This window comes from Bradyrhizobium sp. UFLA05-109, assembly GCF_054185165.1.
Genome location: NZ_JBBIAR010000007.1, coordinates 75,620 through 102,170, shown reverse-complemented (window position 1 = coordinate 102,170; position 26,551 = coordinate 75,620). Strand labels below are relative to the sequence as shown.

Annotated in this window: 22 protein-coding genes; 6 read left to right on the top strand and 16 right to left on the bottom strand. The window is 65.6% G+C overall.

From position 1 onward, the window contains the following. Positions 1–28: 28 nt before the first annotated feature. The 4 genes from Q3C01_RS06830 to Q3C01_RS06815 form a co-directional block, all read right to left on the bottom strand. On the bottom strand, positions 29–2,263 hold the full coding sequence (locus tag Q3C01_RS06830) for a PAS domain-containing hybrid sensor histidine kinase/response regulator (RefSeq protein ID WP_458144559.1): 2,235 nt from the start codon (positions 2,261–2,263) through the stop codon (positions 29–31). 127 nt (positions 2,264–2,390) lie between these two features. Next, on the bottom strand, positions 2,391–2,858 hold the full coding sequence (locus Q3C01_RS06825; RefSeq protein WP_458144558.1) for a hypothetical protein: 468 nt from the start codon (positions 2,856–2,858) through the stop codon (positions 2,391–2,393). 95 nt (positions 2,859–2,953) lie between these two features. Next, entirely contained in the window at positions 2,954–4,519 is a 1,566-nt protein-coding gene (locus tag Q3C01_RS06820) for a YifB family Mg chelatase-like AAA ATPase (protein ID WP_458144557.1), read from the bottom strand. 110 nt (positions 4,520–4,629) lie between these two features. Next, a complete protein-coding gene (locus Q3C01_RS06815) occupies positions 4,630–7,356 on the bottom strand; it encodes an AMP-binding protein (protein ID WP_458144556.1) in 2,727 nt (908 codons plus the stop codon). A 364-nt stretch (positions 7,357–7,720) separates the two neighbouring features. On the opposite strand from Q3C01_RS06815, the gene Q3C01_RS06810 reads away from it, so the two are divergent. Both Q3C01_RS06810 and Q3C01_RS06805 read left to right on the top strand, forming a co-directional pair. Next, a complete protein-coding gene (locus tag Q3C01_RS06810) occupies positions 7,721–7,966 on the top strand; it encodes a PilZ domain-containing protein (protein ID WP_458144641.1) in 246 nt (81 codons plus the stop codon). A gap of 190 nt (positions 7,967–8,156) precedes the next feature. Next, the gene (locus tag Q3C01_RS06805; protein ID WP_458144555.1) at positions 8,157–8,924 is read left to right on the top strand and encodes a tetratricopeptide repeat protein; all 768 of its coding nucleotides are present in this window, start codon (positions 8,157–8,159) and stop codon (positions 8,922–8,924) included. 128 nt (positions 8,925–9,052) lie between these two features. Here the strand turns inward: Q3C01_RS06805 and Q3C01_RS06800 are convergent, their stop codons facing one another. From Q3C01_RS06800 to rsmI, 7 genes are all read right to left on the bottom strand, one after another. After that, the gene (locus tag Q3C01_RS06800; RefSeq protein WP_458144554.1) at positions 9,053–10,342 is read right to left on the bottom strand and encodes a CpaE/TadZ family protein; all 1,290 of its coding nucleotides are present in this window, start codon (positions 10,340–10,342) and stop codon (positions 9,053–9,055) included. Positions 10,343–10,344: 2 nt separating this feature from the next. Then, a complete protein-coding gene (locus tag Q3C01_RS06795) occupies positions 10,345–11,079 on the bottom strand; it encodes a CpaD family pilus assembly protein (protein WP_458144553.1) in 735 nt (244 codons plus the stop codon). A gap of 35 nt (positions 11,080–11,114) precedes the next feature. Continuing rightward, positions 11,115–12,626 (bottom strand): type II and III secretion system protein family protein, encoded by a 1,512-nt coding sequence (locus tag Q3C01_RS06790; protein ID WP_458144552.1) that lies wholly within the window; start codon positions 12,624–12,626, stop codon positions 11,115–11,117. A 14-nt stretch (positions 12,627–12,640) separates the two neighbouring features. After that, positions 12,641–13,450: a Flp pilus assembly protein CpaB gene (gene cpaB, locus Q3C01_RS06785; protein WP_458144551.1), complete on the bottom strand. Its 810-nt coding sequence runs from the start codon at positions 13,448–13,450 to the stop codon at positions 12,641–12,643. Between the two features lie 339 nt (positions 13,451–13,789). Continuing rightward, a complete protein-coding gene (gshB, locus tag Q3C01_RS06780; RefSeq protein ID WP_458144550.1) occupies positions 13,790–14,734 on the bottom strand; it encodes a glutathione synthase in 945 nt (314 codons plus the stop codon). 10 nt (positions 14,735–14,744) lie between these two features. Then, complete coding sequence (locus tag Q3C01_RS06775) at positions 14,745–15,152, bottom strand: YraN family protein (protein ID WP_458144549.1); 408 nt, start codon at positions 15,150–15,152, stop codon at positions 14,745–14,747. Next, complete coding sequence (gene rsmI / locus Q3C01_RS06770; RefSeq protein ID WP_458144548.1) at positions 15,139–16,122, bottom strand: 16S rRNA (cytidine(1402)-2'-O)-methyltransferase; 984 nt, start codon at positions 16,120–16,122, stop codon at positions 15,139–15,141. Before rsmI ends, Q3C01_RS06775 begins: the two co-directional genes overlap by 14 nt. Positions 16,123–16,364: 242 nt before the next feature. Here rsmI and Q3C01_RS06765 point away from each other — a divergent pair, with 242 nt between their 5' ends. Continuing rightward, the gene (locus Q3C01_RS06765; protein ID WP_458144547.1) at positions 16,365–17,594 is read left to right on the top strand and encodes a penicillin-binding protein activator; all 1,230 of its coding nucleotides are present in this window, start codon (positions 16,365–16,367) and stop codon (positions 17,592–17,594) included. 151 nt (positions 17,595–17,745) lie between these two features. Here Q3C01_RS06765 and hemW read toward each other — a convergent pair whose 3' ends face one another. From hemW to rph, 3 genes are read right to left on the bottom strand one after another with little or no spacing between them, the layout of a single operon-like run. Then, the gene (gene hemW / locus Q3C01_RS06760; RefSeq protein ID WP_458144546.1) at positions 17,746–18,903 is read right to left on the bottom strand and encodes a radical SAM family heme chaperone HemW; all 1,158 of its coding nucleotides are present in this window, start codon (positions 18,901–18,903) and stop codon (positions 17,746–17,748) included. Then, complete coding sequence (gene rdgB / locus Q3C01_RS06755; protein WP_458144545.1) at positions 18,890–19,525, bottom strand: RdgB/HAM1 family non-canonical purine NTP pyrophosphatase; 636 nt, start codon at positions 19,523–19,525, stop codon at positions 18,890–18,892. The genes hemW and rdgB overlap by 14 nt, the downstream gene beginning before the upstream one ends. Before the next feature lie 10 nt (positions 19,526–19,535). Continuing rightward, positions 19,536–20,249: a ribonuclease PH gene (gene rph / locus Q3C01_RS06750; RefSeq protein WP_458144544.1), complete on the bottom strand. Its 714-nt coding sequence runs from the start codon at positions 20,247–20,249 to the stop codon at positions 19,536–19,538. A gap of 181 nt (positions 20,250–20,430) precedes the next feature. Between rph and hrcA the strand changes: the two genes are divergently transcribed. Both hrcA and grpE read left to right on the top strand, forming a co-directional pair. Next, entirely contained in the window at positions 20,431–21,519 is a 1,089-nt protein-coding gene (gene hrcA / locus Q3C01_RS06745) for a heat-inducible transcriptional repressor HrcA (protein ID WP_458144543.1), read from the top strand. Between the two features lie 99 nt (positions 21,520–21,618). Next, a complete protein-coding gene (grpE, locus tag Q3C01_RS06740; protein WP_458144542.1) occupies positions 21,619–22,233 on the top strand; it encodes a nucleotide exchange factor GrpE in 615 nt (204 codons plus the stop codon). Positions 22,234–22,307: 74 nt separating this feature from the next. On the opposite strand, the gene pncA is transcribed toward grpE, so the two are convergent. Together pncA and Q3C01_RS06730 are read right to left on the bottom strand one after the other, a co-directional pair. Continuing rightward, positions 22,308–23,030, bottom strand: a complete 723-nt coding sequence (pncA, locus tag Q3C01_RS06735) for a bifunctional nicotinamidase/pyrazinamidase (RefSeq protein ID WP_458144541.1) — start codon at positions 23,028–23,030, stop codon at positions 22,308–22,310. An 88-nt stretch (positions 23,031–23,118) separates the two neighbouring features. Further along, a complete protein-coding gene (locus Q3C01_RS06730) occupies positions 23,119–24,057 on the bottom strand; it encodes a hypothetical protein (RefSeq protein WP_458144540.1) in 939 nt (312 codons plus the stop codon). A gap of 412 nt (positions 24,058–24,469) precedes the next feature. Here Q3C01_RS06730 and dnaK point away from each other — a divergent pair, with 412 nt between their 5' ends. Beyond that, positions 24,470–26,371 carry a molecular chaperone DnaK gene (gene dnaK / locus Q3C01_RS06725; RefSeq protein WP_458144539.1) on the top strand — a complete coding sequence of 634 codons (1,902 nt, stop codon included), beginning with the start codon at positions 24,470–24,472 and terminating at the stop codon, positions 26,369–26,371. Positions 26,372–26,551 lie beyond the last annotated feature (180 nt).

Genomic DNA, 26,551 nt, shown 5'->3' with positions numbered 1-26,551 from the left:
GCCCACCCTACGGCCGCTTCGATCGTGGTTACACCGCCAGGTGCCGTGACGCTGCGAGGCCCGCCAGCGCCTCTTCCAGCTTCTCGCGGTCGAGCGGCTTGATCAAGAATCCGTCCATGCCCGCTTCGAAACAGGCGTAGCGATCTTCCACCAGCGTGTTCGCGGTCAGCGCCAGGATCGGCGTGCGGCGGCCGCCCTCGCCTGCTTCGTGGTTGCGGATGCGCATGGCGGCTTCGATGCCGTCGAGCTGCGGCATCTGGATATCCATCAGCACGAGATCGTACGGCGTGCCCGCGGATTTCGCCGCCAGCCAGGATTCCAGCGCTGCTCCGCCATGGGTTGCGATCACGACGCGATGCCCAAGCCGCGTCAGCAGCGATCGCATCAACAGCGCGTTGATCTCATTGTCCTCCGCGACCAGGATCGACAAGCCTCTGGTGACAGCGGAGGGCGCGACCGACGCCTCGGCGGGTGGCTCCGGCGCGAGCTCGGGCGAGGCAACTTCCGGCGTCAGCGACAGGCGCGCGGCGAGCGAGGCGGCGCGCAGCGGCTTCACCAGATAACCCGTGAAGGCCGGCGATAAGGGTTCGTGCCGCGTGGCGGGCGTGAGCAGCACCAGCCGCTGCACGGCATGGCTACGCGCCGCATCGCCAAGCTGCGCCGCCACTTCCGGACCGAGCGCGCGATCGATCAGCACGGCATGCCAGGAGCGCTCCGGCAGCAATGCCAGCGCGACGTCTACGTCCGAGACCGTGCAGGTCTGGCCGCCCCAGCGCTCCAGCCGCTGTGCGATCAGCGAAGCCTCGATGCCGGAGCCGGCGATCAGCAGGATCGATTTTCCGATAAGGTCGGGACTTGCAAACGTGGTTTGTCCCGTGCTGGCTTGGGCCGCCGCGAGCGGAATCGAGACCTCGAATGTCGAGCCCCTGCCCGGCTCGCTCTCCAGCGTGATCCGGCCGCCCATGCGCTTGACGATGCGCTCGCTGATCGCAAGGCCAAGGCCGGTGCCGCCATAGGTGCGCGCGACGCGCTCGTCGGCCTGCTCGAATTCGCGGAAGATGCGCGACTGCGCCTCAGGCGCAATCCCGATGCCGGTGTCGCGCACCAGAAAGCTGATCTCGTTCGGCCACAGGCCGGGCTGGACGATCAGCGCGACGCCGCCATGCGTGGTGAACTTGATGGCATTGCCTGCGAGATTGAGCAGCACCTGGCGCAGCCGCGCGGCATCGCCGACCACGTCGAGCGGGAGGCGTTCGTCGACATAGGCCGCGATCTCGAGGTTTTTTGCCTGCGCGCGCGGCGCGAGCAGCTCGGTGATCTCCTCGATCAAGGTCGACAGCGCGAAGGGACGCTGCTCGAGATCGAGCTTGCCGGCTTCGATCTTGGAATAATCGAGCAGCTCCTCGATCAACGCGGTCAGCGCCTCGCCCGAGGTTTTTACCGCCCGCGCATAGGTCGTCTGCTCCGGCGTCAGCGTGGTGTCGAGCAACAGGCTGCTCATGCCGATGATGCCGTTGAGCGGAGTACGGATCTCGTGGCTCGCCATTGCGAGGAAGCGCGACTTGGCGCGATTGGCCGCGTCGGCCTGGTCGCGGGCCTCCGAGAGCGCGCGTTCGCTCTCGGTGCGGTCGGTGACGTCGCGGCCGACGCTCTGAAGCTCGGCCGGCTGGCCGGCGTCCAGTCGCACGAAGCCCTCGCGCCAGGCGATCCAGCGCGCGCCGATTGGGGTCGCGATCCTCTGGTCGTGCATGCGCGTGCCGCTGCTTTCGAGCGCGCTGTCGCCCTGCTCCAGCACGTCGAAATTAAAGCGCGTGCCGACAAGTGCGCTGCGCGCCCGCCCGGCAAGCTCGCAATAGGCGTCGTTGGCAAAGGTGATGCGTCCGTGGTGGTCACGCAGCACGATCAGATCGCCTTGCGATTCAAACATGCTGCGCGCGCGCTCTTCGGCTTCCTTGAGCTCCCAGTTGCGATCGACCAGCGCCTCGTTATGCGTCGCGAGCGTGCGCAGCCGCTTGTTGACGAAGCGCAGCCGCATGCTGAGCGTGGCAAGGCCAAGGCAGGCGAGGGCGAACAGGAAGCTCGCGCCGATCGCAAAGGCGTTGGGATCGTAGCCGGACTTCTCGGCCCGGCTGCCGGTGATGAAGCCGTAGGCGCCGCCGAACGTCGCCGAGAAGATCATGAAGGAGCGGATCGCGAAGGCGATCCTCGGATAACGGCGCCTGAAGCGGCGCATGCGCACTTTGATCCGGAACGACCGACCCATCGCCAAAGATCCTCAACTCCGCCTGAAATTGTTTTGCCCGCCCTCGGTGACGATGTGTCGTCCGACCTTGCGAACAGTTTGAGGTTTTGTGGCCGGCTCGAAACAAGGTTGATGAGACGTTAACGCCTCAGAGCGAGGCGGCCTGAAGATGGCGGGGCGCACCGGCAGCGCCGACGATCAGCGCGGCGGCATCGCGAGCCGAGAAGGTCTTCGACCGTACATAGATGCGATAGTCCGCCGGACCCTCGCTGGAGAGGTAGATCACCGGGGCATCGCTGCTCGGATGCGCGGCGATCGCGACGAGGCGCGTTGCCGCGCTGGATTGGCAGGCGTCCGATTCCGAGGTCGGAGTGTCGTCGACCAGGACGAAATCCGCAGCCTCCGCCGCCTCGGTGATCTGCACGCGGACAGTGGCGCGGTTGGGATCGTCTGTGAAGGCAACGTGCAGGCCGGCGGTCCAGGGAACCGATGCGAGCTCGACCGGGGTCTCGCCGAAGGCGATGCAGGGATGCGATGCCGATCCAGGCCCGCCGCGTGCCAGCACCGCCGCTGCCATCAAGGGAACAACCGAAGCCAGGATCTTGCAACGCAACATGACACTCTACTCGCCCAAGGACTCGCATATGGCCCAGCGAAGCGGCCGAGATGAACGCGTGGGCCTTATGGTTTGCAGAGCGTAAAGGAAACTCGTTACCGCCGGGTTGATACGGATGCGCGCCACGCCGGCTGGCGTACATCCTCCGCGAGTGCGCGGTAGGAGAGGGCTTCGGCGAGATGCAGCCGGCCGATTCTCTCGGCGTTGTCGAGATCGGCCAGCGTGCGCGCCACCCGCAGCACGCGGTGATAGCCGCGCGCCGACAGCCGCATGGTCTCGGCGGCATCGCGCAGCAGTTTTTGGCCCTGCGCATCGGGCTTTGCGATCTCTTCCAGCACCGAGGCCGGTGCCTCGGCATTGGTGCGGACGTTCGGCAATCCCGCGGCCTGATAACGCGCGCGCTGAATGTCACGGGCCGCGGCGACGCGCGCGGCGACTTCGACTGACCCTTCCGCTGGCGGCGGCAGGATCAGGTCGGCCGCAGTCACAGCAGGCACCTCGATACGCAGATCGATGCGATCCATCAGGGGACCTGAGATGCGGGCCTGGTAGTCTGCCGTGCAGCGGTCGATGCGGCCGCGCTTGCAGGCATAGCCGGGCTCGAACGCGTTGCCGCAGCGGCACGGATTCATTGCCGCGACCAGCATGAAGCGGGCAGGGTAGGTGACGCGGTGATTGGCTCGCGACACCGAGACCTCGCCGTTTTCCAACGGCTGGCGCAGCGAATCCAGCACGCGCGGATCGAACTCCGGAAGCTCGTCGAGAAACAGCACGCCCTGATGCGCGAGCGAGATCTCGCCGGGTTTTGCCCGCATGCCGCCGCCGGTCAGCGCGGCCATGCTGGCGGAATGATGCGGCGAGCGGAACGGTCGCCGCGAGGTCAGAGCGCCGCCTTCGATCTCGCCGGCGACGGAGGCGATCATCGAGACTTCCAGAAGCTCTCCCGGCGACAGCGGCGGCAGGATCGAGGGCAGGCGCGCGGCCAGCATCGATTTGCCGGCGCCCGGTGCGCCGATCATCAGCAGATGATGTCCGCCGGCCGCGGCAATCTCCAGCGCGCGCTTGGCGCTCTCCTGGCCCTTGATGTCGCGCAGATCGAGCGGGGAGGCGGCCGCCTCATGCACCTTCGGCGAGGGCCGCGACAGCACCTGCGTGCCCTTGAAGTGGTTGGCGATCTGGATCAGCGAGCTGGCGGCGATGATCTGGATGTCCGGGCTCGCCCAGGCGGCCTCCGAGCCGCAGGCCGCCGGACAGATCAGGCCCTCTTCGCGGGCATTGGCGCCGATCGCGGCCGGCAGCACGCCGGCGACCGGCGCGATCGAGCCGTCGAGGCCGAGCTCACCGAGAACCGTGAAGCCGGTGAGGGCATCCGGCGGGATGGCGCCGATCGCCGCCATCAACCCCAGCGCGATCGGCAGGTCGTAATGGCTGCCTTCCTTGGGCAGATCGGCCGGCGCCAGATTGACGATGATCCGCCGCGCCGGCAGCGCCAGCCCTGAGGCGATCAGCGCCGAACGCACCCGCTCGCGCGCCTCCGACACCGCCTTGTCCGGAAGGCCGACAATGGCGAAGGCGGGCAGGCCCGGCGCGACCTGCACCTGCACGTCCACCGAGCGGGCCTCGATGCCCTCAAAGGCGACGGTGGAAACGCGTTGGACCATGCTACCCCCTGTTGCAATCGAGGGTAGCGGACCGGAGCGCGAAGCGCAAGAACATTACGGGAACATTCTGCTGCAGCCGCAGTCGCGAAGCCAGGTGCCCGCACGCCATCTCACGCGGCAATCGGGCCAGGCGTCCCCGGATGGGTGCGGTTCAACGCCGGAGGCGCATCGTCAGCCAGAACGTCAATCCTTTGCCGAAGATGATCAACCAGCGGTGCTGCGCCAGTGATGAGGCAGTCACGATGCCCTCCGGGCAACCGGATCACTTCGAGCTGCGAACTGATGCGCCGCCACGCCCGACCGTCGTGGTCAGCGGCGCAAAAGGTCACGGGCACCTCGAGCGGCGCCGGACGATATCGCGCCATGGCGATCGAATAAGCATCCCATAGCGCCGGCGGAATCTCGCTGTTCAGCTTGGAATTGGACAAGCCGCGATACAGCTTGCCGATCGTCTCGAACACCTGCATTGGCCACCTGGCAACATCGCCGCTGGTCGAGGCCGTGCAGGATCGCTCCAGCCGGGCCATCAGTTCAAACGTCCAGCGCAGAAGATAAGGCCAAGCCAAGCGCCTCATCGGCGCGAGGATCGCCTGCGGTGCTGCACGGGCACTGATGGTTGGCGGGTCGACCATCACAACCATCTCAACCCTGTGGCCGGCTGCCATCAACAGACGAGCCGTTTCGAATGCGACCATGGCGCCGTTGCATTTGCCGCCCAGGAGGAACGGGCCGCTCGCCTGCCTTTCCAGGATCAGCGTCAGTCGGTCGGCCGCCATCGTCTCGATCGACGGCGGAATTGGCTCGCCACGAAGACCATGAGGATTGATGGAGGTGATCGGGGAATCGGGCCCGAAAAGCTCGACCATCCGCCGCACACAGGCGTGGCCGCTGACGAGGTCCCCATTGAAGAAGAACAGGGAGGGCCGATCATCGCGGGCATGAAACTGCAGCAAGGGCGTCGGCGGCGTGCCCGCCTGCACGGCGATTTTGGGAGCAAATTGCCGGATGGTCTCTGCCCCGAACAGGATCGTTTCCGGTACGGGTTGGCCAATGATCCGCTCGACCTCAATGAGCATGTCCATCGCCAGGAGGGAGTCGCCACCGCTGGCAAAAAAATCATCGTCGACCGTCAGCGCTTCGGACTTGAGCAGCCTCCGCCATAGGCTCAGCAGTTCGGCTTCCAGATCCAATGGCCTCCTGTTCACATCGGGCTCGGGCGTCGTCCCCTCATGGTCCGAGCGCGTGTCGATCGACTCGCGAAGTCGTCGCCGCTGGACCTTTCCCGTCGTCCCCTTTGGCAGTTGGTCGAGGATCAGAATGCGTCGTGGAATCTTGAACGAGGCCAACTCGCGTTGCAGGAACTGGCGGAGCTCGGCCGTCGTCGTCTGCGCATGAGGATGGGCAACAATGGCGGCTGCGACATCCTCGCCAAGGCGTGGATGGCGGATCGCGAAAGCGGCGGCCTCGGCTACCGCCGGATGGCGGAGTAGCACGGATTCGATCTCGGCCGGCGCGATCTTCTCGCCGCCACGGTTGATCAGTTCGCTCAAGCGCCCGTGCACGGACAGAAAGCCGTCTCCGTCGAGGCTGCCGATATCGCCGGTGCGAAACCATCCACCCACGAAGGACGCTTGATTGAGATCGGGCGCATCGAGATAGCCGGATATCACGGTGGGGCCGCGCACCAAGATCTCGCCTCGCGCACCAAGTGGGAGCGGATGTCCATCGTCACCAACGATGGCGACGGTATCCGGCCAAGGTTGCCCACATGTCCCTGGCCTGTTCGGGCCGGGCGGCGGCAGGTTGGCGGCGATCTGCGCGGCTTCACTGGAGCCGTAATGCTCCAGCACCGGGACACCCAAAATGCGCTGCAGGCCGTCATGTACCTCCTTCGGAAGCGGCGCGCCACCCGATACGACGAACCGCAAGGTGTGCGCCGCCTCGGCTTCCCGAGGACTTTTGGCCTTGTCCAGCACGGCAGCATGGAGCGTGGGGCCGGCCGAATACCAGGTCGGCCGCAAGACATCGAACCACTCGTCGAGCGCGACGATGGCACCGTTCGCAGGGACAGCAATGCTGCCGCCCGTCAGCAGCGGCGTGAAGACCGTCACTTTGAGCCCATGAGAATAGTAGGGGGGCGACACGCTCAAGCAACGGTCCCTTGACGTGAGGTCGAACCAGGCCTGAAGCCGTGCGGCCGCCGCCAGCATATTGCTGTGGCTGAATGGAATGAGCTTCGGCTGCGCCGTCGTACCCGATGTCTGCAGGATGAAGGCCGGTGAGCTCGGATCAGGCTCAGCGTCGATCGCTGGAGCGGCGGACACCTGCACGGCGATCGTGAATCCAAGCTCGTCGTGTCCGGCCGGGGCGGCTTCGATGACGACGATCCTTCTCCGCTCAGCGGTCTTGCGGGCCTCAGAGCTACTGCCTTGAGCTACGAGAAGAGCGTCCAGGCGCAGCATGTCGAGGCGCTGATCGATCTCGGTCGGAGAAAGCCGCGGATCAAGAGGCACAGCGATGCAGCAGCATGCCGCTGCTACGATGGCGAGAATCGCCTGCGGGCCGTTCGGCATGAGCACCCCGATACGGGCGCTGCAATCGAACCCTGCCAGACGCAGCTGCCGGCGGACATCGTCCAACTGGCGCTGAAGATCGTGGTACGTCAGAGGCGCAAAGGCGCCGGAGACGATCGCTGGCTGCTCCGGGGATTGCCTGGCGATCCGACCGATGACTTGGCCCAGCGTGTTTTGGCCCAGCGTGTCGTTGCCCAGTGTGTCTTGGGCTCCAGGCTGGGCTCCAGGCCGTTGCGCGCACGAGACCCCCTCGGAGCGGATCAAACGAGGCTCCAACTTCCCGTTCTCTACGAGCAACTCCCGCTCCTCGGATCTGGTAGCGCCTCGGTGCGACTACCCGGGCAATTACCTAAAAGTGATAGCCTTTCCACCGGACGGGCAATTGGCAGTGGTGAGTACCTCGGAATGGTCGGACGAACTTTAGCTTGGTCTAATGCAGGGGGGTGCGGAGCTTGCGGGCCGCAGGCGGCGCGGCAAATCAAGGGAGCAGAGCCAAGGTCCTAACGAGGCGTAAACGGGACCGGGACAGTAAGCCTCGAATGCGAGCCGATCCGCTCAGCACATCCCAACGAATGTTCGGTACTCCTAGGACGCGGGATGGGCCGTGATCTAACAAGTGAAAATCGAGATGCTTGCAAATCGCCGGAGAAGCGAACGTCGGGTGTGCAGTCGGCTTGCCAAGATTCATTTTGGCGCGGGGTCGCTGCCGAGGGATTGCACGATCACGGATATTTCCGATGGCGGTGTGAAAGTTGTGGCGGAGTTTCTAGAGGTGCCGCCGCACTTCACCATCATTTTCGCGCCGGACTATTCCCGCCAGTGCCAGCTCCGCTGGCGCATCGGCTGCGAATTCGGCGCCGAATTCATCGATTAGCGCGTGATTTAGGCCCGATGGGCCGCGTAGCGCAAAGTGCGAAGCGGCTTTCCCTCGCGACAAAACGCGAAACGCGTTTGCGCGGAGATCATGCTCGAACAATTAGGCCGTGCAGGTGCGCGTTCCTTAACGGGAAATTAGCGTTAATCGGGAAAGCATCTCTGATCAGTCGCCGACGGTAGATCAGAGTATGTCCCAGCGTTCGTCCCTTGTTTCGTCCCCGGCGCGATTGCTGTTGTCCGCGCTTCTCGTGCTCGGACTCTGCGGCTGCCAGACCACGGGACTCGAGGACATCACCGGCGCGCTCGGCGCCAAGCCGGAAACCGCCCGCGAGGCCAAGCCGGATCTCGATGGCTTGCGCGAGCGCTACCGCGCGACCCCAAGCGATCCCGAGATCGCGCTACAATATGGCAAGGCGCTGCGCGAGAACGGCCAGCATGCGCAGGCCGTCGCCGTGCTCGAGCAGGCCGTGCTCACCCACTCGAGCAACAAGCCGCTGCTTGCGGCTTATGGCCGCGCCCTCGCCGACAACGGTAATTTCCAGCAAGCCTTCGACGTGTTGAGCCGCGCACATACGCCGGAGGATCCCGACTGGCACATCCTGTCGGCGCAAGGCGCGGTGCTCGATCAGCTCGGCCGCAACGAGGAAGCGCAGCAATATTACGGCAGTGCCTTGAAGATCGTGCCGGATGAGCCATCGGTGCTGTCCAATCTCGGCCTGTCCTACGTGCTCCAGAACAATCTGCCGAAGGCGGAGGAGACGCTGCGTCGTGCCCACGAGCGCGCCCCGCAGGATGCGCGCGTGCGGGCCAATCTGGCGCTCGTGGTTGGACTGCAGGGCCGCCAGGCCGAGGCCGAGGGTATCGTGAAGGCCGATCTGCCGCCGGACCAGGCCCAGGCCAAGGTCACCGCGCTGCGGCAGCTCCTCGCCAGGAAGCAGCAGCGGGCGGAGAAGTAGCGCCGCCCGCAGCGCGTCTGAACTTATCGTTCGAGCATGATCTCCGCGCAAACGCGTTTCGCGTTTGTCGCGAGGGAAAACCGCTTCGCACTTTGCGCTAACGCGGCCCTTCGGGTCCGGATCAGGCTCTACGACGCCTTGCGATGTGGCGCTGACTCGCGCTTCGGCCTGCCCTTCAGCTTCTTGAGCAGCGGCGCCAGCAATGACTGTCTCGGCTTCTTGACCTCGCCGCGGCCGGCAAGCCGGTTGGCGAGGTTCTGGAACGTCTCGGCGGTGCGGTGGCTCTTGGAGACCTCGGCGATCATCTGGCCGTTATTGGCGGCCGTCGAAAACAGCTTCGAATCGAAGGGAATGACCGCGACCGGCTGGCTTTCCATGGTCTTGGCAAAGGCCTTGACCTCGATCTCCGCGCGCTTGTGCATGCCGACCTGGTTGAGGCAGTAGAGCGGCGGGCGATCGTTGGGCCGCGCGGCCTTCAGCACGCTCAGCATGTTCTTGGTGTTGCGCAGATTGGCGAGATCCGGCTCGGCCACGATCACGATGTCGTCGGCGTTAATCAGCGCGCGGCGCGTCCAGCCCGACCATTGATGGGGCACGTCGAGCACGATGCAGGGCGTGGTCATGCGCAGCGTATCGAACACGGCGTCGAAGGCTTCGGCGCCGAAATCATAGACGCGATCGAGGGTGGCGGGTGCTGCCAGCAGGCTGAGACGCTCGGTACATTTGGCGAGCAGGCGCTCCATCAGCGCGGTGTCGGGGCGCTCCTGCGTCAGCACCGCGTTGGCGATGCCCTGCACCGGATCCTGGTTGTAGTCGAGGCTCGCGGTCCCGAAGGCGAGATCGAGATCGATCACGACCGAATCGAGCGCCAGATCGCGCGCGATGGTCCAGGCGACGTTGTGCGCGATCGTGGATGCACCGACGCCGCCCTTGGCGCCGACCACCGCGATGACGCGGCCCGTGATGATGGCTTCCGAGGCCGAGAACAGGCTGCAGATCGATCGCACCACGTCGATGGTCTCGACCGGTCCGATCACGTAGTCGTTGACGCCGCGGCGCACCAGTTCGCGATAGGGCGCCTCGTCGCTGGGATTGCCGATCACGACAACGCGCGTGCCGGGATCGCAGACGCCGGCGAGATCGTCGAGCCCTTCCAGGATGTCGCGCGTGCCGTCGGATTCGATCACGATCACGTTCGGCGTCGGCATCGAGCCATAAGCCTCGACCGCCGCCGCAAGGCCGCCCTCCTTGACGGTGAGATGGGCTTTCGCAAGCCGGCGGTCCTGGCCGGCTGCGGTGATCGCGTCGTAGGTCTGCTCGGTCTCGCAAAACGCCTGCACCGAGACTCGCGGGACCGGCGCAATGTGTTGGTCGGGGTGCTGCAGGTCGTCGGCGTCGTCTTCGTATTGGCCGCTCATTGTCATTTGCCCGTGTCGCTGAGTTTGGCCTTGTCGGCGTCGGGATAGGTCGTCGAGGTCGGCATACCCTTGCGGTACCGGTCGAACGCGATCGCGCGCCGCGATGTATAGGCAGGCGTTTCGGCGCGCGGCTGCTCGAGATCGGCAGGGTTGTCGATCATCGCGGCGAGATTGCGCTGCGTCGCGCAGCCGAGATTGAAGTACGGCTTGTTCTCGTTGTAGCCAGGGTCGAAGATCGACGGCCCGACATCCTCCGGCCACAGTCCGCAGGGACCTGCGACTGCGGCGATCTTCGAGTAGCTCAGGCGGATGGTCGGGAGCAGGCCGGGATCGTCGGGGCGATAGGGGCGCTGCACGATGCCGCGCGCAGGCACGCCGCCGGCCGCCAGCACCGAACGGATTTCGTGGTAGGTCGCAGCCGCAGCGCGGGCGTTCTTGGTGTCGACGGGCACGTCGACCACGACGGCGCCGGTGCCTTCACGGGCCCAGTCCCGCGCGATGCCCATGACGTCGGCGCGCTGCGCCTCCGACAGGCCGCCGCGGGCCTGGCCGACGAAGATCACGATCGAACGCTTGCCTTCCTGCACGGCGATCGGATGGCGCTGGCGATAGTCGGTCGGCACGGCCTGGGTGACGATCTCCTCGGTCGTGTTGCACGCACCGAGCATCACGGAGAGCCCCATCAGCATGACCGCGAGGCACAGCTTCTTGCGGCTATCGACCGGTAGTCTCGTCATCGCTTCATCCCCCTCGTGTTGAAGCTTCGTTCGTCTCAGTCGATGATGAAGCCGAAATCGCCCTGGTAACCAGTGACGGGATCGATGTGGCGCGCGATGCCGTAGAGACGGTTCATGCGGCCGAGCAACGCCGAATGCGCATCCGATGGCGGCGCAAACCCGTCATCGGGCCGCGACAATTCCTTTTGTGCGACTGCGCGCACGACATAGGGCGTCACGATCACCATCAGCTCGGTTTCGTTGTTCACGTAGTCCTGGCTGCGGAACAGCTGGCCGAGGATCGGAATCTGGTCGACCCCGGGCAGGCCGTTGATCGCCTGCTTGGTCTGTTGCTGGATCAGGCCCGCCATCGCCATCGAGCCGCCTGACGGGATCTCGAGCGTCGTCTCGGCGCGGCGGGTCTGGATCGAGGGAATCGTGACGGAGCTGGTAGAGCTCGAGGAGATGGACTGCGAGACGGTGATTGCGTTGGTATTCGACAGCTCCGAGACCTCGGTCATCACACGCAGGCTGATGCGGCCCTCGCTCAGCACCACCGGCGTGAAGTTCAGGGAGATGCCGAACTTCTTGTAGGAGATCTGCGTGGTGCAGACATGCGTGACGGGATCGCAGGCATAGCCTCCCGGAATCGGGAATTCGCCGCCTGCAATGAAGGTCGCGGACTCGCCGGAGATTGCGGTCAGATTCGGCTCGGCGAGCGTCTTGATGACGCCGGCGCTTTCCATGGCGCGCATGGTCGCGGTGACCGTGGGCAGGCCCTTGGCGGCGGCCGCTGCGCTCAGCGCGTTGCCGCTGACCAGCGGCCCGCCACTCGCGGTGAACGGGTTGGAGTTGTTGAAGTTCACGATCGCGGTGCCGGCGTTCAGGCTGGCACTGAGGTCGACGCCCATCTGCTTGACGATGTCGCGGCGCATTTCGGCGACCACGACCTTCAGCATCACCTGATCGCGGCCGCGCACGACGATGTTGTTGACGACCTTGTCGGCGTTTCCGACCAGTTTCGCGGCGACGTCGCCGGCCTGCTGAGCCTCGACTGGGCTGGACACCGAGCCGGTCAGCATGACGCCGTCACCAACGCCCTCGATCTGGACGCTCGGCATCGACTGCCGGAGCGCGGCGCGCACGCCGTTGAGGTCGCGCTTCACCGCGATATCGTAGGAGGCGACCTGCTGGCCGTCGGCCGAAAAGAACACGACGTTGGTCTGCCCGACCGCGCCGCCGATGATGTAGGCGCGCTGTGCGGAGCGGATTACGGCGTTGGCGATCTTGGGATCGGCGACCAGCACGTCCTTCACCTCGCGCGGCAGGTCGATCACCACCGACTTGCCGACGCCGAGTGCAAGGAAGCGGGTCCTGGCCGGGGCGATCGTTGCGACCGGCGACACGCCGAGATCAGGCGCCTGCACCGGGGTCTGGTCGCCGACCGGTGCGTCCGCCGCGATCGCCGGTGCTGCGGCGAGGCCAAGCATCAGCATGGCCCCCGTGCAGAACGCGCGCGCGCCATTCCCCCGAATGCGCAGGCGGGTCCGATCATCCCCATTCTTCATCTTGGGTATCCCCATCACTTCTGTGACGTTTGTTGCCGCGTCGAAACGCCGTAGCGGATCACGCTGACGCCGTCGGGACGCTTGTTCGCCGGGCCCTCGGACGAGCCGTCCGGTGCGTTGGCATCGACGATGCTCCGCAGCGCGAGCTGCAGCGTGCCGCCTTGTCGCGCGGCTGCGAGCGCAGCAGCCTGGTCGGGCCTGAGCTCGAGCGTGACGGTCTTGCCGACCACGGAAGTCTGGCCGTCTTTTTCCTTCGGTGCCTGGTCGATCGCGAGCACACGGATATTGGCCAGGATGACCTCGGAAACGATGACGTCATTCGCCCCGGTCGAGGCGTCGGCATTCTTCAGGCGGCGTGTCAGGAGCACGTCGACGCGGTCGTTCGGCAGGATGAAGCCGCCGGCGCCGGTCTCCGCGGAAATTTCGGTCGAGATCGCCCGCATGCCTGAAGGCAGGATCGCGGCCATGAAGCCCGAGCCGTCGGCCTTCACCAGCTTCTGTTCGCGGATCGGCTCGCCCTGCATCAGCGGCGTGCGCGCGATCGAGCCGGCAATCTGGGTCACGGCGTCGGGTCGGCCTTCGCGGCGGATAAAGCTGCCGCTCGCGGCAGACGCTGGCCAGGTCTGCCATTGCAGGTCTTCCTGCTTGACGGTCTGGCCAAGGCCGATGTCGGATTTTGCGACGAGAACCTCGACAGTGGGCAGCGGCGCAGCCACGGGTGCTGCCGCGGGTGCCGGCCTGTTGTCATAGCTGCTCGCCAGATATGCGGCGACGCCGCCGGCGCCGAGCGCAATGACAAGAACCACGATGCGTGCGGTATTCATACGCCTTTACTCTTACGCGGGGCACTCGAACCGCACGTGGCGGGTTCCCCGTCGTCGATGAGTAGGCAGTAAAGGTATAAGGGGTGTTGCGAGGCCGAATGTGATCGCCGGTCACGCCGCGGGTTTTGGCTGCATGGTGAACGCCGCGTTATTCGGAAAGCGATAACTCCGTAGATTCACGCAAGAGATCAGGCGTTTTGTGTCTGTGCGTGACGCGACATGGTGAACGCGTGGTTAGCCCGCGACGCGAAAGCCCAAACGCGCGAGAGGGAGGCGTCTTCCCTCGATGTCGTCCTGGCGAAAGCCAGGACGACATCGGAGAATTTCGGCCCGTGCGGATTATTTGCTCCGCTTCGTCTCGATCACATCCCAGATCTTCGCCGCGATGTCCGGCCCGCCGAGCCGCGCGATCGCACGGATGCCCGTCGGCGAGGTCACGTTGATCTCGGTGAGCCGGTCGTTGATGACGTCGAGGCCGACGAACAGGAGGCCGCGCTCGCGCAGTGCCGGCCCGACCGTTTCACAGATCTCGCGTTCGCGCGGGGTGAGGTCGGTGGCTTGCGCCGCGCCGCCGCGCACCATGTTGGAGCGGAGATCGTCGGGCGCCGGGACGCGGTTGACGGCGCCGGCGAACTCGCCATTGACCAGGATGATGCGCTTGTCGCCGTGCTTGACCTCGGGGATGAACTGCTGGATCACCCAGGGCTCTTTGAAGGTCACCGAGAACATGTCGTAGAGCGAGCCGAAATTCATGTCCTGCGGCATCACGCGGAACACCGCGGCACCGCCATGGCCGTGCAGGGGCTTCATGACGACGGCGCCGTGCTGCTCGCGGAAGGCGTTGATCTCGTCGAGGTCGCGCGAGATCAGGGTCGGCGGCATCAGCTGCGGAAAGTTCATCACGAACAGCTTTTCCGGCGCGTTGCGCACGCTCACGGGATCGTTGACGACCAGCGTCTTCGGATGGATGCACTCCAGGAAATGGGTTGAGGTGATGTAGGCGAGATCGAACGGCGGATCCTGCCGCAGCAGCACCACGTCAAAGCCGTTCAATGCCTCGCGCCTGGGCTCGCCGAGGGTGAAGTGATTGCCGGGCTCGTCACGCACGGTCAGGAGCTGCACCGGTGCGACCAGCTCGTTGCCGACCTGCGACAGCTTGTCGGGCGTATAGTAGGACAGCCCGTGGCCGCGCTTCTGCGCCTCCAGAAGCAGCGCAAAGGTGGAATCGCCGCGGATGTTGATGCTGGCGATGGGGTCCATCTGGACGGCGACGTTCAGTTTCATGGGCTGCCTTTCAGGTCGAGGCGTCGAATGCCGCCAACACATGGCGTGGAAGGGACTTCGGCGCAATCAGCATGGCGTCGAATCGCAATTCAAATTCGGCATGCTCGGGATGCGCCGCAAGCCACCCCTGCGCGGCGTCGATGATGCGCTGCTGCTGGCGCGGCGTCACGGCAAAGGCGGCCTCATCGAGGCTGGCGCGCGCCTTGACCTCGACGAAGGCGATCAGATTGCGCCGGCGCGCGACGATGTCGATCTCGCCATGCGGCGTGCGGAAGCGTCTCGCCAGAATGCGATAGCCCTTGGCGATCAGGAAGGCCGCGGCGCGGCTTTCTGCCGAAATGCCGGTCTGGAACGCAGCGACGCGTTCCGGCGAGGGGAGTTTGGGCTCGGCGGGCAGGGCGCCGTCAGTCTTCCCCATCGTCGCCCCGCAAGTTCTTGGCAGGCAAGTTCTTCGCAGGCAAGTTCTTGGCAAGTTCGAGTGCGCGGGCATAGACCTCGCGGCGCGGCCGGCCCGAGACTTCGACCGCATGCGCGACCGCGTCCTTGACGCTGCTGTTCGCGAGCTGTTCGCGCAGGAGATCGTCGAGCGCATCCGGCGTCATCTCCCGCGCATCGGCTGCCGGCGGGCCGATGACCAGCACGAACTCGCCGCGGGTCTCCAGCGTATCGGCACGGCCGGCGAGCTCGCTGAGGGGGCTGCGCGAGATCTCCTCGTGCAGCTTCGTCAGCTCGCGGCAGATCGCGGCTTCGCGATCTGCCATGACCTCGGCGAGATCGGCCAGCGTCTCCTGCACGCGATTGCCGGAGTCGAACAGCACCAGGGTCGCATCGATCCGGGCGAGCTCGCCGAGGCGCTTGCGGCGGGCGGTCGATTTTGCGGGCAGAAAACCTTCGAAGAAGAATCGATCGGTCGGCAGCGCCGCGACAGACAGCGCCGCCAGCACCGAGGATGGACCGGGCAGCGCGTACACCGCGTGGCCCGCGGCAGAAACCTCGCGCACCAGCTTGAAGCCGGGATCGGAGATCAGCGGCGTGCCGGCGTCGGAGACCAGCGCGATGGAACCGCCCTGCGCCAGCGCCTCCAGGATCCTCGGCCGCGCAGCCTCTGCATTGTGCTCATGATAGGGTTTGAGCTGGGCGGTGATGCCGTAGCGCTCGGTCAACCGCCGGGTGATCCGGGTGTCCTCGCAGGCAACGATGTCGACGCCGGCCAGCGTCTCGAGCGCCCGCAAGGTGATGTCGCCGAGATTGCCGATGGGGGTGGCGACGAGGTAGAGGCCCGGCGCCGCCTTGCTGGCTGAAAAGTGATGGGGACCAATGGCAAAACCGCGTGCGGCGGGTTCCGCCGCACCTTCAGGCGTATTTATTGGGGCGGTCTTTGCGCGCATAATGGATACACTTAAAGGGAGAGACGCGCTTGCGCCACATTCGCGGCGAAAAGCCCGCGTTGGTGCAGCCTTTAAAACTCGGTGGGCAGCTCGCCATGGTGGAAGGGCGGTCGCGTTAAGCGGTCATTATCCTTTTGTTTTGGTTAACTATTTGCCGACAATATGCTGCAATCCGCGTCCTCCCTTGCGGAGGTGAAGTCCTGACCGGGCCTTAAGTGGTCTGGTCGTTACGAAGAGTTGCCATGCCGGGCCCGCGCTATCCCAAGTCTGTCACCTCCGGGCCCCGATCGTCGGGAGCGACCCGGCGGAGCGCGCTAGGGCTCCTGCTCGGCACGCCCTTGCTCTCGGCCTGCACCGGCGTGCAGCAGAGTCTCAGCCAGTTCTCCAATCCCTTCAGTTCCCCCTCTCAGCCGGGGGCCGCCGGGCCACAGCAGCAGGCCACCACCGCCGGCACCGGCGGGGTGAAGGTCAGCTTGATCCTGCCGCTCTCGGCCGCCGGCAATGCCGGGCTCGCCGCGCAGTCGATGCGCAACGCCGCCGAAATGGCGCTCGCCGAATTCCAGAACCCGAACGTCCAACTTCTGATCAAGGACGACAACGGCACGCCGCAGGGCGCACAAGGCGGCGCGCAGCAGGCGGTCGACGAAGGCGCGGAGATCATTCTGGGGCCGCTGTTCGCCCAATCCGTGCCGGCCGTTGCGCAGGTCGCGCGTACGCGTGGCATCTCGGTGATGGCGTTCTCGACCGATGCCAGCATCGCCGGCCGCGGCGTCTTCCTGTTGAGCTTTCTGCCCGAATCGGACGTCAACCGCATCGTCGAATATTCCGCCAGCATCGGGAAGCGCTCCTTCGCGGCGCTGCTGCCGGAGAATGCCTATGGCAATGTGGTGGAGGCAGCCTTCAAGGCGGCGGTGCCGCGGCGGGGTGGACGCGTGGTTGCGTTCGAGAAATTCGGCGGCGATCGCGCCACGCCGGCGCGCAACGTCGCGCAGGCGCTCGGCAGCGCGGACGCGCTGTTCATTGCCGATGACGGCGATTCCGTCGTCGCGGTGGCCGATGCGCTGACCGCTGCGGGCGCCAACTTGCGCAACATCCAGTTGCTCGGCACCGGCCTGTGGGACAACCCGCGCGTCTATGCGAGCCAGGCGCTGCAGGGTGGTCTCTATGCCGCGCCGGACCCGGCAGGCTTTCGCGCCTTCGCCGGCCGCTACCGCACGAAATATGGCGCCGAACCGGTGCGCACGGCGACGCTCGCCTATGACGCAGTGGCGCTCGTCGCAGCGCTCGCGCGCACACAAGGCACCACGCGCTTCTCACAGGACGTGCTGACCAACCCGTCTGGCTTCGCCGGCATCGACGGCCTGTTCCGTTTCCGCGCCGACGGCACCAATGAGCGGGGACTTGCGGTGATGAAGGTGACGACCGGCGGCGGCGTCGCGGTCGCGGGCTCGCCGAAGAGCTTTGGGGCTTAGCAGCAAGTGAGGCTGCCGTAGGGGGGCAAAGGTGCTCTTCGCGCCGTGCCCACCATCTCTCCACGATTGCGTCAGAAGAGGTGGGCACGCTTCCGCCTTCGCTCTTCGAGCTACGGCGGACAAGTCGCTTTGCCCACCCTACGGCAGTTGGCTATGCCGCGAGATCCGCGACCACCGCATCCAGCACCGGAAATCCGCTGCTGGTGACGCGCAGGCGGCCCGTCGTGTCGACTGTGATCGCGCCTTCCTCGCGCAGGAGCGCGATGCGGCGGGGATCGAGCGGGCGGCCGGCGAGCGCGGCGTAGCGCTTGGGGTCGATGCCTTCGGCGAGGCGCAATCCCATCAGCAAGAATTCGTCGGCGCGCTCCTCGCTGTTGAGGAGTTCGTCGGTGACGACACCGTCGCCGTTGGTCTCGACCCGCATCAGCCAGGCCTCGGGACGCTTCTCGGTGGCGGTCGCGTGCCTGATGCCGTCGATGTCGAGCCGGCCATGCGCGCCGGGACCGATGCCGGCATATTCCTCGCCGCGCCAGTAGACCAGATTGTGCCGGCACTCGGCGCCGCGGCGTGCGTGATTCGAAATCTCGTAGGCGGGCAGGCCGAGCTTGTCGCAGGTCTCCTGCGTGACGTCATAGAGCGCGCGCGCGACCGCTTCGTCCGGCGTTTTCAGCTTGCCGGCCTGGTGCAGGCCGAAGAACGGCGTACCTTCCTCGATCGTGAGCTGGTAGAGCGACAAATGCTCGGCGGCTTCATCGATGGCGCGGCGGAGTTCATTCTCCCACATCGCCGGAGTCTGATCCGGGCGGGCATATATCAGGTCGAACGAGTAGCGCTCGAACGAACGCCGCGCGATGGCAACCGCATCGAGCGCCTCGCGCGCGCTGTGCAGGCGCCCGAGCATCTTCAGCGAGACATCGTCGAGCGCCTGCACACCGAGCGAGACGCGGTTGACGCCGGCGGCGCGATAGCCGGCAAAGCGCGTGGCCTCGACGCTGGTCGGGTTGGCTTCCAGCGTGACCTCGACGTCATCGGCGACGCGCCAGTGCTTGCCGATCGCCTCTAACACGGCGCCGACGGTCGCAGGCTGCATCAGGGATGGCGTGCCGCCGCCGAGGAAGATCGAGGTGACCTCGCGGCCGGGCGCGCGCTTGGCCGTGGTCTCGATCTCGCGCGCGAAGGCGCGGGCAAAGCGCATCTCGTCGATCGCGGCGTGGCGGACGTGGCTGTTGAAGTCGCAATAGGGACACTTCGACAGGCAGAACGGCCAGTGCACGTAGACGCCGAAGGCGCCCCTGTCAGCGCGGCTCAAGGCAGATCTCCGCAAGTTTCACGAAGGCGCGGGCACGGTGCGACAGGCCAAGGCCCAACGGCGGCAGGCCGTGCTTCTCGATGCTTTCCATCTCGCCAAAGGTGCGCGTGTGGCCGTCGGGCAGGAACATCGGGTCGTAGCCGAAGCCGGCGGTGCCGCGCGGCGGCCAGACCAGCGTGCCGTCGACGCGCGCCTCGACCTCCTCGAGATGATCATCGGGCCAGGCAACGCAGAGTGCGGAGACGAAATGCGCTTTGCGCTGGTCCGGCGTGATGGCGCCGCGCTCCCTCAACAGGCGCTCGATCTGCGCCATCGCCGCGGCAAAATCCTTGTCGGAGCCCGCCCAGCGCGCACTGTAAATTCCCGGCGCGCCGTCGAGCGCGTCGACCACGATGCCGGAATCATCGGCGAACGCCGGAAGTCTCATGGCCTTCGCAGCGGCGATGGCCTTGATCGCGGCATTGCTGCGAAAGTCGTTGCCGGTTTCTTCAGGCTCGTCGAGGCCAAGCTCGCCGGCCGAGACTGCCTCGACGCCGTGCGGCGCCAGCAGCTCCCGCATCTCGGCAAGCTTGCCGGGATTATGGGTCGCGATGATGAGCTTGCCTGTGATTCGCCGGTGCATGGCCTATTGACTACGCCACCGCCATTTTCTGCAAGTCCACGAGACGCGCGACACCCTTGCGGGCCAGCGCCATCAGCGACAGGAATTCCTCCTGCGTGAACGGCTCGCGTTCCGCCGTTCCCTGGACCTCGATGATGCGGCCATCGCCCGTCATGACGAAATTGGCGTCGGTCTCGGCCTCGGAATCCTCGGCATAATCGAGGTCGAGCACCGCCGTGCCGTTATAGATGCCGCAGGAGATCGCGGCGACGTTGTCGCGCAGCACGTTCGCCTTGATCATGTTGCGCGTCTTCATCCAGTTGACACAGTCGGCCAGCGCGACCCAGGCCCCCGTGATCGAGGCCGTGCGCGTGCCACCGTCGGCCTGGAGCACGTCGCAATCGACCGTGATCTGGCGCTCGCCGAGCGCTTCGAGATCGACGATGGTGCGAAGCGAGCGGCCGATCAGGCGCTGGATCTCCACGGTGCGGCCGCTCTGCTTGCCGGCGGAAGCCTCGCGACGGGTGCGTTCCGAGGTCGCGCGCGGGAGCATGCCGTATTCGGCGGTGACCCAGCCGCGGCCCTGGCCCTTGAGCCATGGCGGCAGGCGGTCTTCCAGCGTAGCGGTGACCAGCACATGGGTGTCGCCGAATTTTACGAGGCACGAGCCTTCCGCATATTTGACCACGCCGCGCTCCAGCGTCACGGGGCGCAATTCGTCGGGCGCACGGCGGCTTGGCCGCATGGGAAATCCTCCAAAACTCGCAGGGAAAAGGCTGTTCGCGGTGCTTGTAGGAGGGGGAAGGGGGCCCGGCAAGGGCTTTTCCCCCGTGGCGTCGGAACGTCGCCCCCATTTGGCCAAAGACGCGCTTGTCACGGGCCCTCCGGATGGACAAATTATGTGCATCTGAGAGGAGTTACCGTCTGTGGCCCATCACGATCCGATTCATCTGATCGCGCCGCGCGCGGGCCTCGCCCAGCTCAACGAGCGCTCTCGCGACATCTTTCGTCAAATCGTCGAGAGCTATCTGGCGACCGGCGAGCCGGTCGGCTCGCGCAATATCTCCCGCCTGATCGCGCTGCCGCTATCGCCGGCCTCGGTGCGCAACGTCATGGCCGATCTGGAACAGCTCGGCCTAATCTACGCCCCGCACACCTCCGCCGGCCGGCTGCCGACGGAACTCGGCCTGCGCTTCTTCGTCGACGCGCTGATGCAGGTCGGGGAACTCAACGAGGCCGAGCGACAATCGATCCAGAGCCAGCTTACCAATGTCGGCCACGCCCAATCGGTCGAGGCGGCGCTGGAGGAGGCGCTGACGCGGCTGTCTGGCCTCACCCGGGCCGCAGCCGTGGTGTTGACGCCGAAGTCCAATGCGCGACTGAAGCATATCGAATTCGTCCGCCTGGAACCCGAGCGGGCGCTGGTGATTCTGGTCGGCGAGGACGGCCAGGTCGAGAACCGCGTGCTGACGCTACCGCTTGGAGTTCCCTCCTCGGCGCTGACGGAGGCTTCCAACTTCCTCAATGCACGCATCCGCGGCCGGACCCTCGCCGAGGCGCGGCTCGAGCTGGAAACGGCGCTCGGGCAGGCCCGCGCCGAGCTCGACCAGCTCACCCAGAAGGTGATCGCGGCCGGCATCGCGAGCTGGTCGGGTGGCGAGAACGAGGACCGGCAGCTCATCGTGCGCGGTCACGCCAATCTGCTCGAAGACCTGCACGCGCTGGAGGATCTCGAGCGGGTGCGGCTGCTGTTCGACGATCTCGAGACCAAGCGTGGCGTGATCGACCTCTTGGGGCGCGCCGAGACCGCCGAGGGCGTGCGCATCTTCATCGGCTCTGAGAACAAGCTGTTCTCGCTGTCGGGCTCCTCGACGATCATCTCGCCGTATCGGGATGCCGCCGGGCACATCGTCGGTGTTTTGGGCGTGATCGGGCCGACGCGGCTGAATTATGCCCGCGTGATCCCGACCGTGGACTATGCCGCCCGCATCGTCAGCCGCCTGTTGGGGGGCTGACGGCCGTTTTCGCCTGATCACGGGCGCTTGATTTTCGCGCTGCGAAGCACGATATCCCGGCGAGAAAAATCCCTTGAGACGAGTTCGAGAAGGCAGCCGATGACCGATCAAGACCGGCAACCCGAAGACACGACTGCGCCGACCGGCGAGCCCGTGGTGTCGAAGCCCTACATCATGCCCGACGATCCGGAGCCCGGTTCGGTCGAGATCTTGCAGAAGGAAGCGGCTGAGGCGCGCGACCGCATGCTGCGGACGCTGGCCGAGATGGAAAACCTGCGCAAGCGCACCACCAAGGAGGTCGCCGACGCCAGGCTGTACGGCATTACCGGCTTTGCGCGCGACGTGCTCGATATCGCCGACAACCTCCAGCGTGCGCTTGATGCGGTGCCGGCCGAGGCACGTGCCAATGCCGATCCCGGCCTGACCGCGCTGATCGAAGGCGTGGAACTCACCGAGCGCTCGCTGCTCAACGCGCTGGAAAAACACGGCGTGAAGAAGTTCGACCCCTCGGGCCAGAAGTTCGATCCGAATTTCCAGCAGGCGATGTTCGAGGTGCCCGATCCGTCGGTGCCGTCGGGCACCGTGGTTCAGGTGGTCCAGGCCGGTTACACCATCGGCGAGCGCGTGCTGCGCCCGGCTCTCGTCGGCGTTGCCAAGGGCGGTGCGAAAGCCGCGGCGGCGGCCAACAACAACGAGTCGAACGGCGCGGCGTAAGCCGTGTTCTGAAAGCTGTGTCGTCATTCCGGGTTCGGCTCTCCGAGCTGTCCCGGAATGACAGCTTGCTGGTCTTACGCCGTGGCTGCGATATCCGCAGACTGGATCCGCTTCACGCCGGCCTTGGCCATGTCGGCCCAGGCCTTGGCCAGCGAGCCCTGCGTGTCGATGCCGCGGCAGGCGTCTTCCACCACATAGACCTCGAAGCCGGCCTTGCGCGCGTCGAGCGCGGTCCAGGCGACGCAGAAATCGGTCGCTAGCCCTGCGACGAACACGCGCTTGATCTTGCGCGACTTCAGGTAGGCGGCGAGGCCAGTCGATGTCTTGCCGTCGGCCTCCAGGAAAGCCGAGTAGCTGTCGACGTCCTTGTGAAAGCCCTTGCGGATGATGAGCTCGGCCTGCGGGATCGACAGGTCCTTCGACAGCGCGGCGCCGTCGGTGCCCTGCACGCAATGGTCGGGCCACAGCACCTGCTTGCCGTAGGGCAGGTCGATGGTTTCGAACGGCTTCTTGCCGGAGTGAACGGAGGCGAACGACACGTGCCCCGGCGTGTGCCAGTCCTGTGTCATCACGACATTGGCGAACGATTTTGCGATCTTGTTGATCACCGGCACCACCTGCTCGCCTTCCTTCACGGCGAGGCTGCCGCCGGGCAGGAAGCAGTTTTGCACGTCGATCACGAGCAGCGCGGAGGCATCGTCGGGCTTGATCGCCGTCGCTGCCCAGAGCTTGCTTGAAACGAGGCTCGCGAGAGCAACAGTGGAAACGCCCGCGAGTACTTTGCGCCGATCCAGCATCGTACGTCCTCCCTCCAGGATGAACCAAGGAGGAAAGCGTAGTTCCATTTGTGTACGAACAAAAGCCCGAAAATGCGGCCGGCTTTGGTCAGCCTTTGGGCTGGATGCCGTCGCGCACCGCGCGGAAGCGGGTGAACGCCTCCGACCACTGGTCACGCGGGGCGCTGGCGATGATGCGCAGCGACGTACCGCCGCCGAAGCGGATCCACTGCACCACCGTAACCTGGGTCTTGTCCTTGCCACTGACGCCGTCGAGCCGGGTTTCGATGGCCGGCTGGCCGTTGACGCGGATCGGCTCGGACATGGTGATTCTGGACTCGCGCATGCCGGGGATCTGCATCGCCGCCTCCTGCGCGAAGCGGGCGCGATCATCCGGCTGCTGCGGCGTTGCGCCGATCAGGCCAATGATCATGTACGGCTTGGGCTCGAAGCCCGTGGTCTCGTTGCCGTCGGCAAGCACAATGCTGGCGCCCGGCGACAGCATGCGGACGTTCTTGAAGTCGGCGAGATCGGTGATCCGGAACGGCATCTGCGCGAGCTGCTCGTCGACCGGGACCTCCTTGCGCGTGACCGCGGTGGCGAACATCTGGCGCACCGCGTCGTCCGAGTAGATCTTGGCGGCGTTCTCCGGGATCTGCACGGCGACGTAGCCGGAGAAGCCGGTGCCCGGCACGATCATCGAATAGCGCTTCACCGTTTCCGTGCCGGCCTTGCCGGTCTCGACGGTGTAATAGGCAAGGCCGGCCGGCGTCTCGATCTTGTCCGGCTTGATGCCGCCGGTGCCGCCGGGATTGGCCTTGAAGGCATTGGTGACCTCGCCATAGGCGTCGGGCGGCAACTCGGTGACCAGCACCTTCACGCCTCCGTCCTCGCTCTCGAAGCCCGGAAAGGTCTTGGCTTGGGAGAGGCCGATCAACGGCACCATGCCGACGCGCTGGCCCGGCGGGAAAACGGCATCGGCCGCGAAGGCCGGAAGGGCGGAGGCAATGAGAACGGCAAGCGCGGCGAGGGGGCGTATCAATTTCATGGCTAGTCTACTTGGTCCACATTGAGGCCGTTCGATGGTGGGACGTCGGGCCCCTTTGTCGCGCGGGCCGTGGCCCTGGCTGTCCGGCCGTCCGGACAGTTTGTCGCCCGGACTTTTAACGGGTTTGGCTGCGCCGTAACAGGGTAACGCACGTGCCTTCGGGGCATGGTCCGGCTGACGGCTGAACCCGTTAATAAACCCTCACCGTCAAGGGGCCCGAAAGGCCGATATGATCTTCCAAAACCCAATGTTTTCGCGGCTGAAACTTGCGTTCGGTCCTTGCGGGCCCCTCCCCCCCTCCTATATGAGCCTCAACCATCGCAATATCGCGGATGTTTGATCTTAGGGGGTTTTGGATCGGGTGCCTTCTGGGCCCAACCAACCTGCCGCAATAAAGAAGGATATCAGGACCATGGGAAAGGTCATTGGGATCGACCTCGGCACCACGAATTCGTGCGTCGCCGTAATGGATGGCAAGAACGCCAAAGTCATCGAGAATTCTGAAGGCATGCGCACGACGCCTTCGATCGTCGCCGTCACGGACGACGGTGAGCGCCTCGTCGGCCAGCCCGCCAAGCGCCAGGCCGTCACCAATCCCGAGCGCACCTTCTTCGCAGTGAAGCGCCTCATTGGCCGCCGCTACGACGACCCGATGGTCGAGAAGGACAAGAAGCTCGTTCCGTACAAGATCGTGAAGGCTTCCAACGGCGACGCCTGGGTCGAGGCCGATGGCCAGACCTACTCGCCCTCGCAGGTATCGGCGTTCATCTTGCAGAAGATGAAGGAGACCGCGGAAGCCCATCTCGGCCAGAAGGTCGACCAGGCCGTCATCACCGTTCCCGCCTACTTCAACGACGCCCAGCGCCAGGCGACCAAGGACGCCGGCAAGATCGCGGGCCTTGAAGTGCTGCGCATCATCAACGAGCCGACCGCGGCCGCGCTCGCCTATGGTCTGGACAAGACCAAGGCCGGCACGATCGCCGTGTACGACCTCGGCGGCGGCACGTTCGATATTTCGATTCTCGAGATCGGCGACGGCGTGTTCGAGGTGAAGTCGACCAACGGCGACACCTTCCTCGGCGGCGAGGATTTCGACATGCGCCTCGTTGGCTATCTGGCCGACGAGTTCCAGAAGGAGCAGGGCATCAACCTGCGCAACGACAAGCTCGCGCTTCAGCGCCTGAAGGAAGCCGCTGAAAAGGCCAAGATCGAGCTGTCCTCGACGACGCAGACCGAGATCAACCTGCCGTTCATCACGGCGGACCAGACCGGGCCGAAGCATCTGACCATGAAGCTCACCCGCGCCAAGTTCGAGGCGCTGGTCGATGACCTCATCCAGAAGACCGTCGAGCCCTGCCGCAAGGCGCTGAAGGATGCCGGCGTCACCGCCGGTGAGATCGGCGAAGTCGTTCTGGTCGGCGGCATGTCGCGCATGCCGAAGGTCCAGGAAGTCGTGAAGCAGCTGTTCGGCAAGGAACCGCACAAGGGCGTCAACCCCGACGAAGTCGTCGCCATCGGCGCCGCGATCCAGGCCGGCGTGCTTCAGGGCGACGTCAAGGACGTGCTGCTGCTCGACGTCACCCCGCTGTCGCTGGGCATCGAGACGCTGGGCGGCGTGTTCACCCGCATCATCGACCGCAACACCACGATCCCGACCAAGAAGAGCCAGGTGTTCTCGACCGCCGAGGACAACCAGAACGCGGTCACGATCCGCGTCTTCCAGGGCGAGCGTGAGATGGCGGCCGACAACAAGATGCTCGGCCAGTTCGACCTGATGGGCATTCCGCCGGCCCCGCGCGGCATGCCGCAGATCGAGGTGACCTTCGACATCGACGCCAACGGCATCGTCAACGTGTCCGCCAAGGACAAGGCGACCGGCAAGGAGCAGCAGATCCGCATCCAGGCCTCCGGTGGCCTGTCGGAAGCCGACATCGACAAGATGGTCAAGGACGCCGAGGCCAATGCCGCGGCCGACAAGCAGCGCCGCGAGGCGGTCGACGCCAAGAACCACGCCGACGCGCTGGTGCACTCCACCGAGAAGGCGCTGGCCGAGCACGGTTCGAAGGTCGCCGAGACCGAGCGACGCGCCATCGAGGATGCCGTCAGCGACCTCAAGGAAGCGCTGAAGGGCGACGATGCCGAGGCGATCAAGGCCAAGACCAACACGCTGGCCCAGGCTTCGATGAAGCTCGGCGAAGCCATGTACAAGCAGCAGGCCGAGGCCGACGCCAAGAAGGATGCTGCCAAGGACGACGTCGTCGACGCGGAGTTCACCGAGGTCGACGACGACAAGACCAACAAGAAGTCCGCCTGAACCCTTAGAGGGTCATGATGCGGACGGCTTGCACCCATGCTGCGATCGCCTCCCCCGACAAGGGGGAGGCCGTCGTGCCGGGTCAGACGGGGCGCTTCCCCGTTACCATCGATCAACTCCCAGCCGCTATTCTGCATGCAGCCATGCAGCCCATTGCCGTGAGGCGAGGGGGTGCTCATA

What these genes read in the sequence shown, in the direction of transcription:
- gshB (WP_458144550.1), bottom strand. Translation starts at nt 14,734, where the DNA reads ATGAAACTGAACGTCGCCGTCCAGATGGACCCCATCGCCAGCATCAAC.
- cpaB (WP_458144551.1), bottom strand. Translation starts at nt 13,450, where the DNA reads ATGAATACCGCACGCATCGTGGTTCTTGTCATTGCGCTCGGCGCCGGC.
- Q3C01_RS06810 (WP_458144641.1), top strand. Translation starts at nt 7,721, where the DNA reads ATGCTTGCAAATCGCCGGAGAAGCGAACGTCGGGTGTGCAGTCGGCTT.
- Q3C01_RS06730 (WP_458144540.1), bottom strand. Translation starts at nt 24,057, where the DNA reads ATGAAATTGATACGCCCCCTCGCCGCGCTTGCCGTTCTCATTGCCTCC.
- Q3C01_RS06825 (WP_458144558.1), bottom strand. Translation starts at nt 2,858, where the DNA reads ATGTTGCGTTGCAAGATCCTGGCTTCGGTTGTTCCCTTGATGGCAGCG.
- rph (WP_458144544.1), bottom strand. Translation starts at nt 20,249, where the DNA reads ATGCGGCCAAGCCGCCGTGCGCCCGACGAATTGCGCCCCGTGACGCTG.
- Q3C01_RS06805 (WP_458144555.1), top strand. Translation starts at nt 8,157, where the DNA reads ATGTCCCAGCGTTCGTCCCTTGTTTCGTCCCCGGCGCGATTGCTGTTG.
- Q3C01_RS06830 (WP_458144559.1), bottom strand. Translation starts at nt 2,263, where the DNA reads ATGGGTCGGTCGTTCCGGATCAAAGTGCGCATGCGCCGCTTCAGGCGC.
- Q3C01_RS06795 (WP_458144553.1), bottom strand. Translation starts at nt 11,079, where the DNA reads ATGACGAGACTACCGGTCGATAGCCGCAAGAAGCTGTGCCTCGCGGTC.
- Q3C01_RS06800 (WP_458144554.1), bottom strand. Translation starts at nt 10,342, where the DNA reads ATGAGCGGCCAATACGAAGACGACGCCGACGACCTGCAGCACCCCGAC.
- rsmI (WP_458144548.1), bottom strand. Translation starts at nt 16,122, where the DNA reads ATGCGCGCAAAGACCGCCCCAATAAATACGCCTGAAGGTGCGGCGGAA.
- Q3C01_RS06765 (WP_458144547.1), top strand. Translation starts at nt 16,365, where the DNA reads ATGCCGGGCCCGCGCTATCCCAAGTCTGTCACCTCCGGGCCCCGATCG.
- rdgB (WP_458144545.1), bottom strand. Translation starts at nt 19,525, where the DNA reads ATGCACCGGCGAATCACAGGCAAGCTCATCATCGCGACCCATAATCCC.
- pncA (WP_458144541.1), bottom strand. Translation starts at nt 23,030, where the DNA reads ATGCTGGATCGGCGCAAAGTACTCGCGGGCGTTTCCACTGTTGCTCTC.
- Q3C01_RS06820 (WP_458144557.1), bottom strand. Translation starts at nt 4,519, where the DNA reads ATGGTCCAACGCGTTTCCACCGTCGCCTTTGAGGGCATCGAGGCCCGC.
- Q3C01_RS06790 (WP_458144552.1), bottom strand. Translation starts at nt 12,626, where the DNA reads ATGAAGAATGGGGATGATCGGACCCGCCTGCGCATTCGGGGGAATGGC.
- dnaK (WP_458144539.1), top strand. Translation starts at nt 24,470, where the DNA reads ATGGGAAAGGTCATTGGGATCGACCTCGGCACCACGAATTCGTGCGTC.
- Q3C01_RS06775 (WP_458144549.1), bottom strand. Translation starts at nt 15,152, where the DNA reads ATGGGGAAGACTGACGGCGCCCTGCCCGCCGAGCCCAAACTCCCCTCG.
- grpE (WP_458144542.1), top strand. Translation starts at nt 21,619, where the DNA reads ATGACCGATCAAGACCGGCAACCCGAAGACACGACTGCGCCGACCGGC.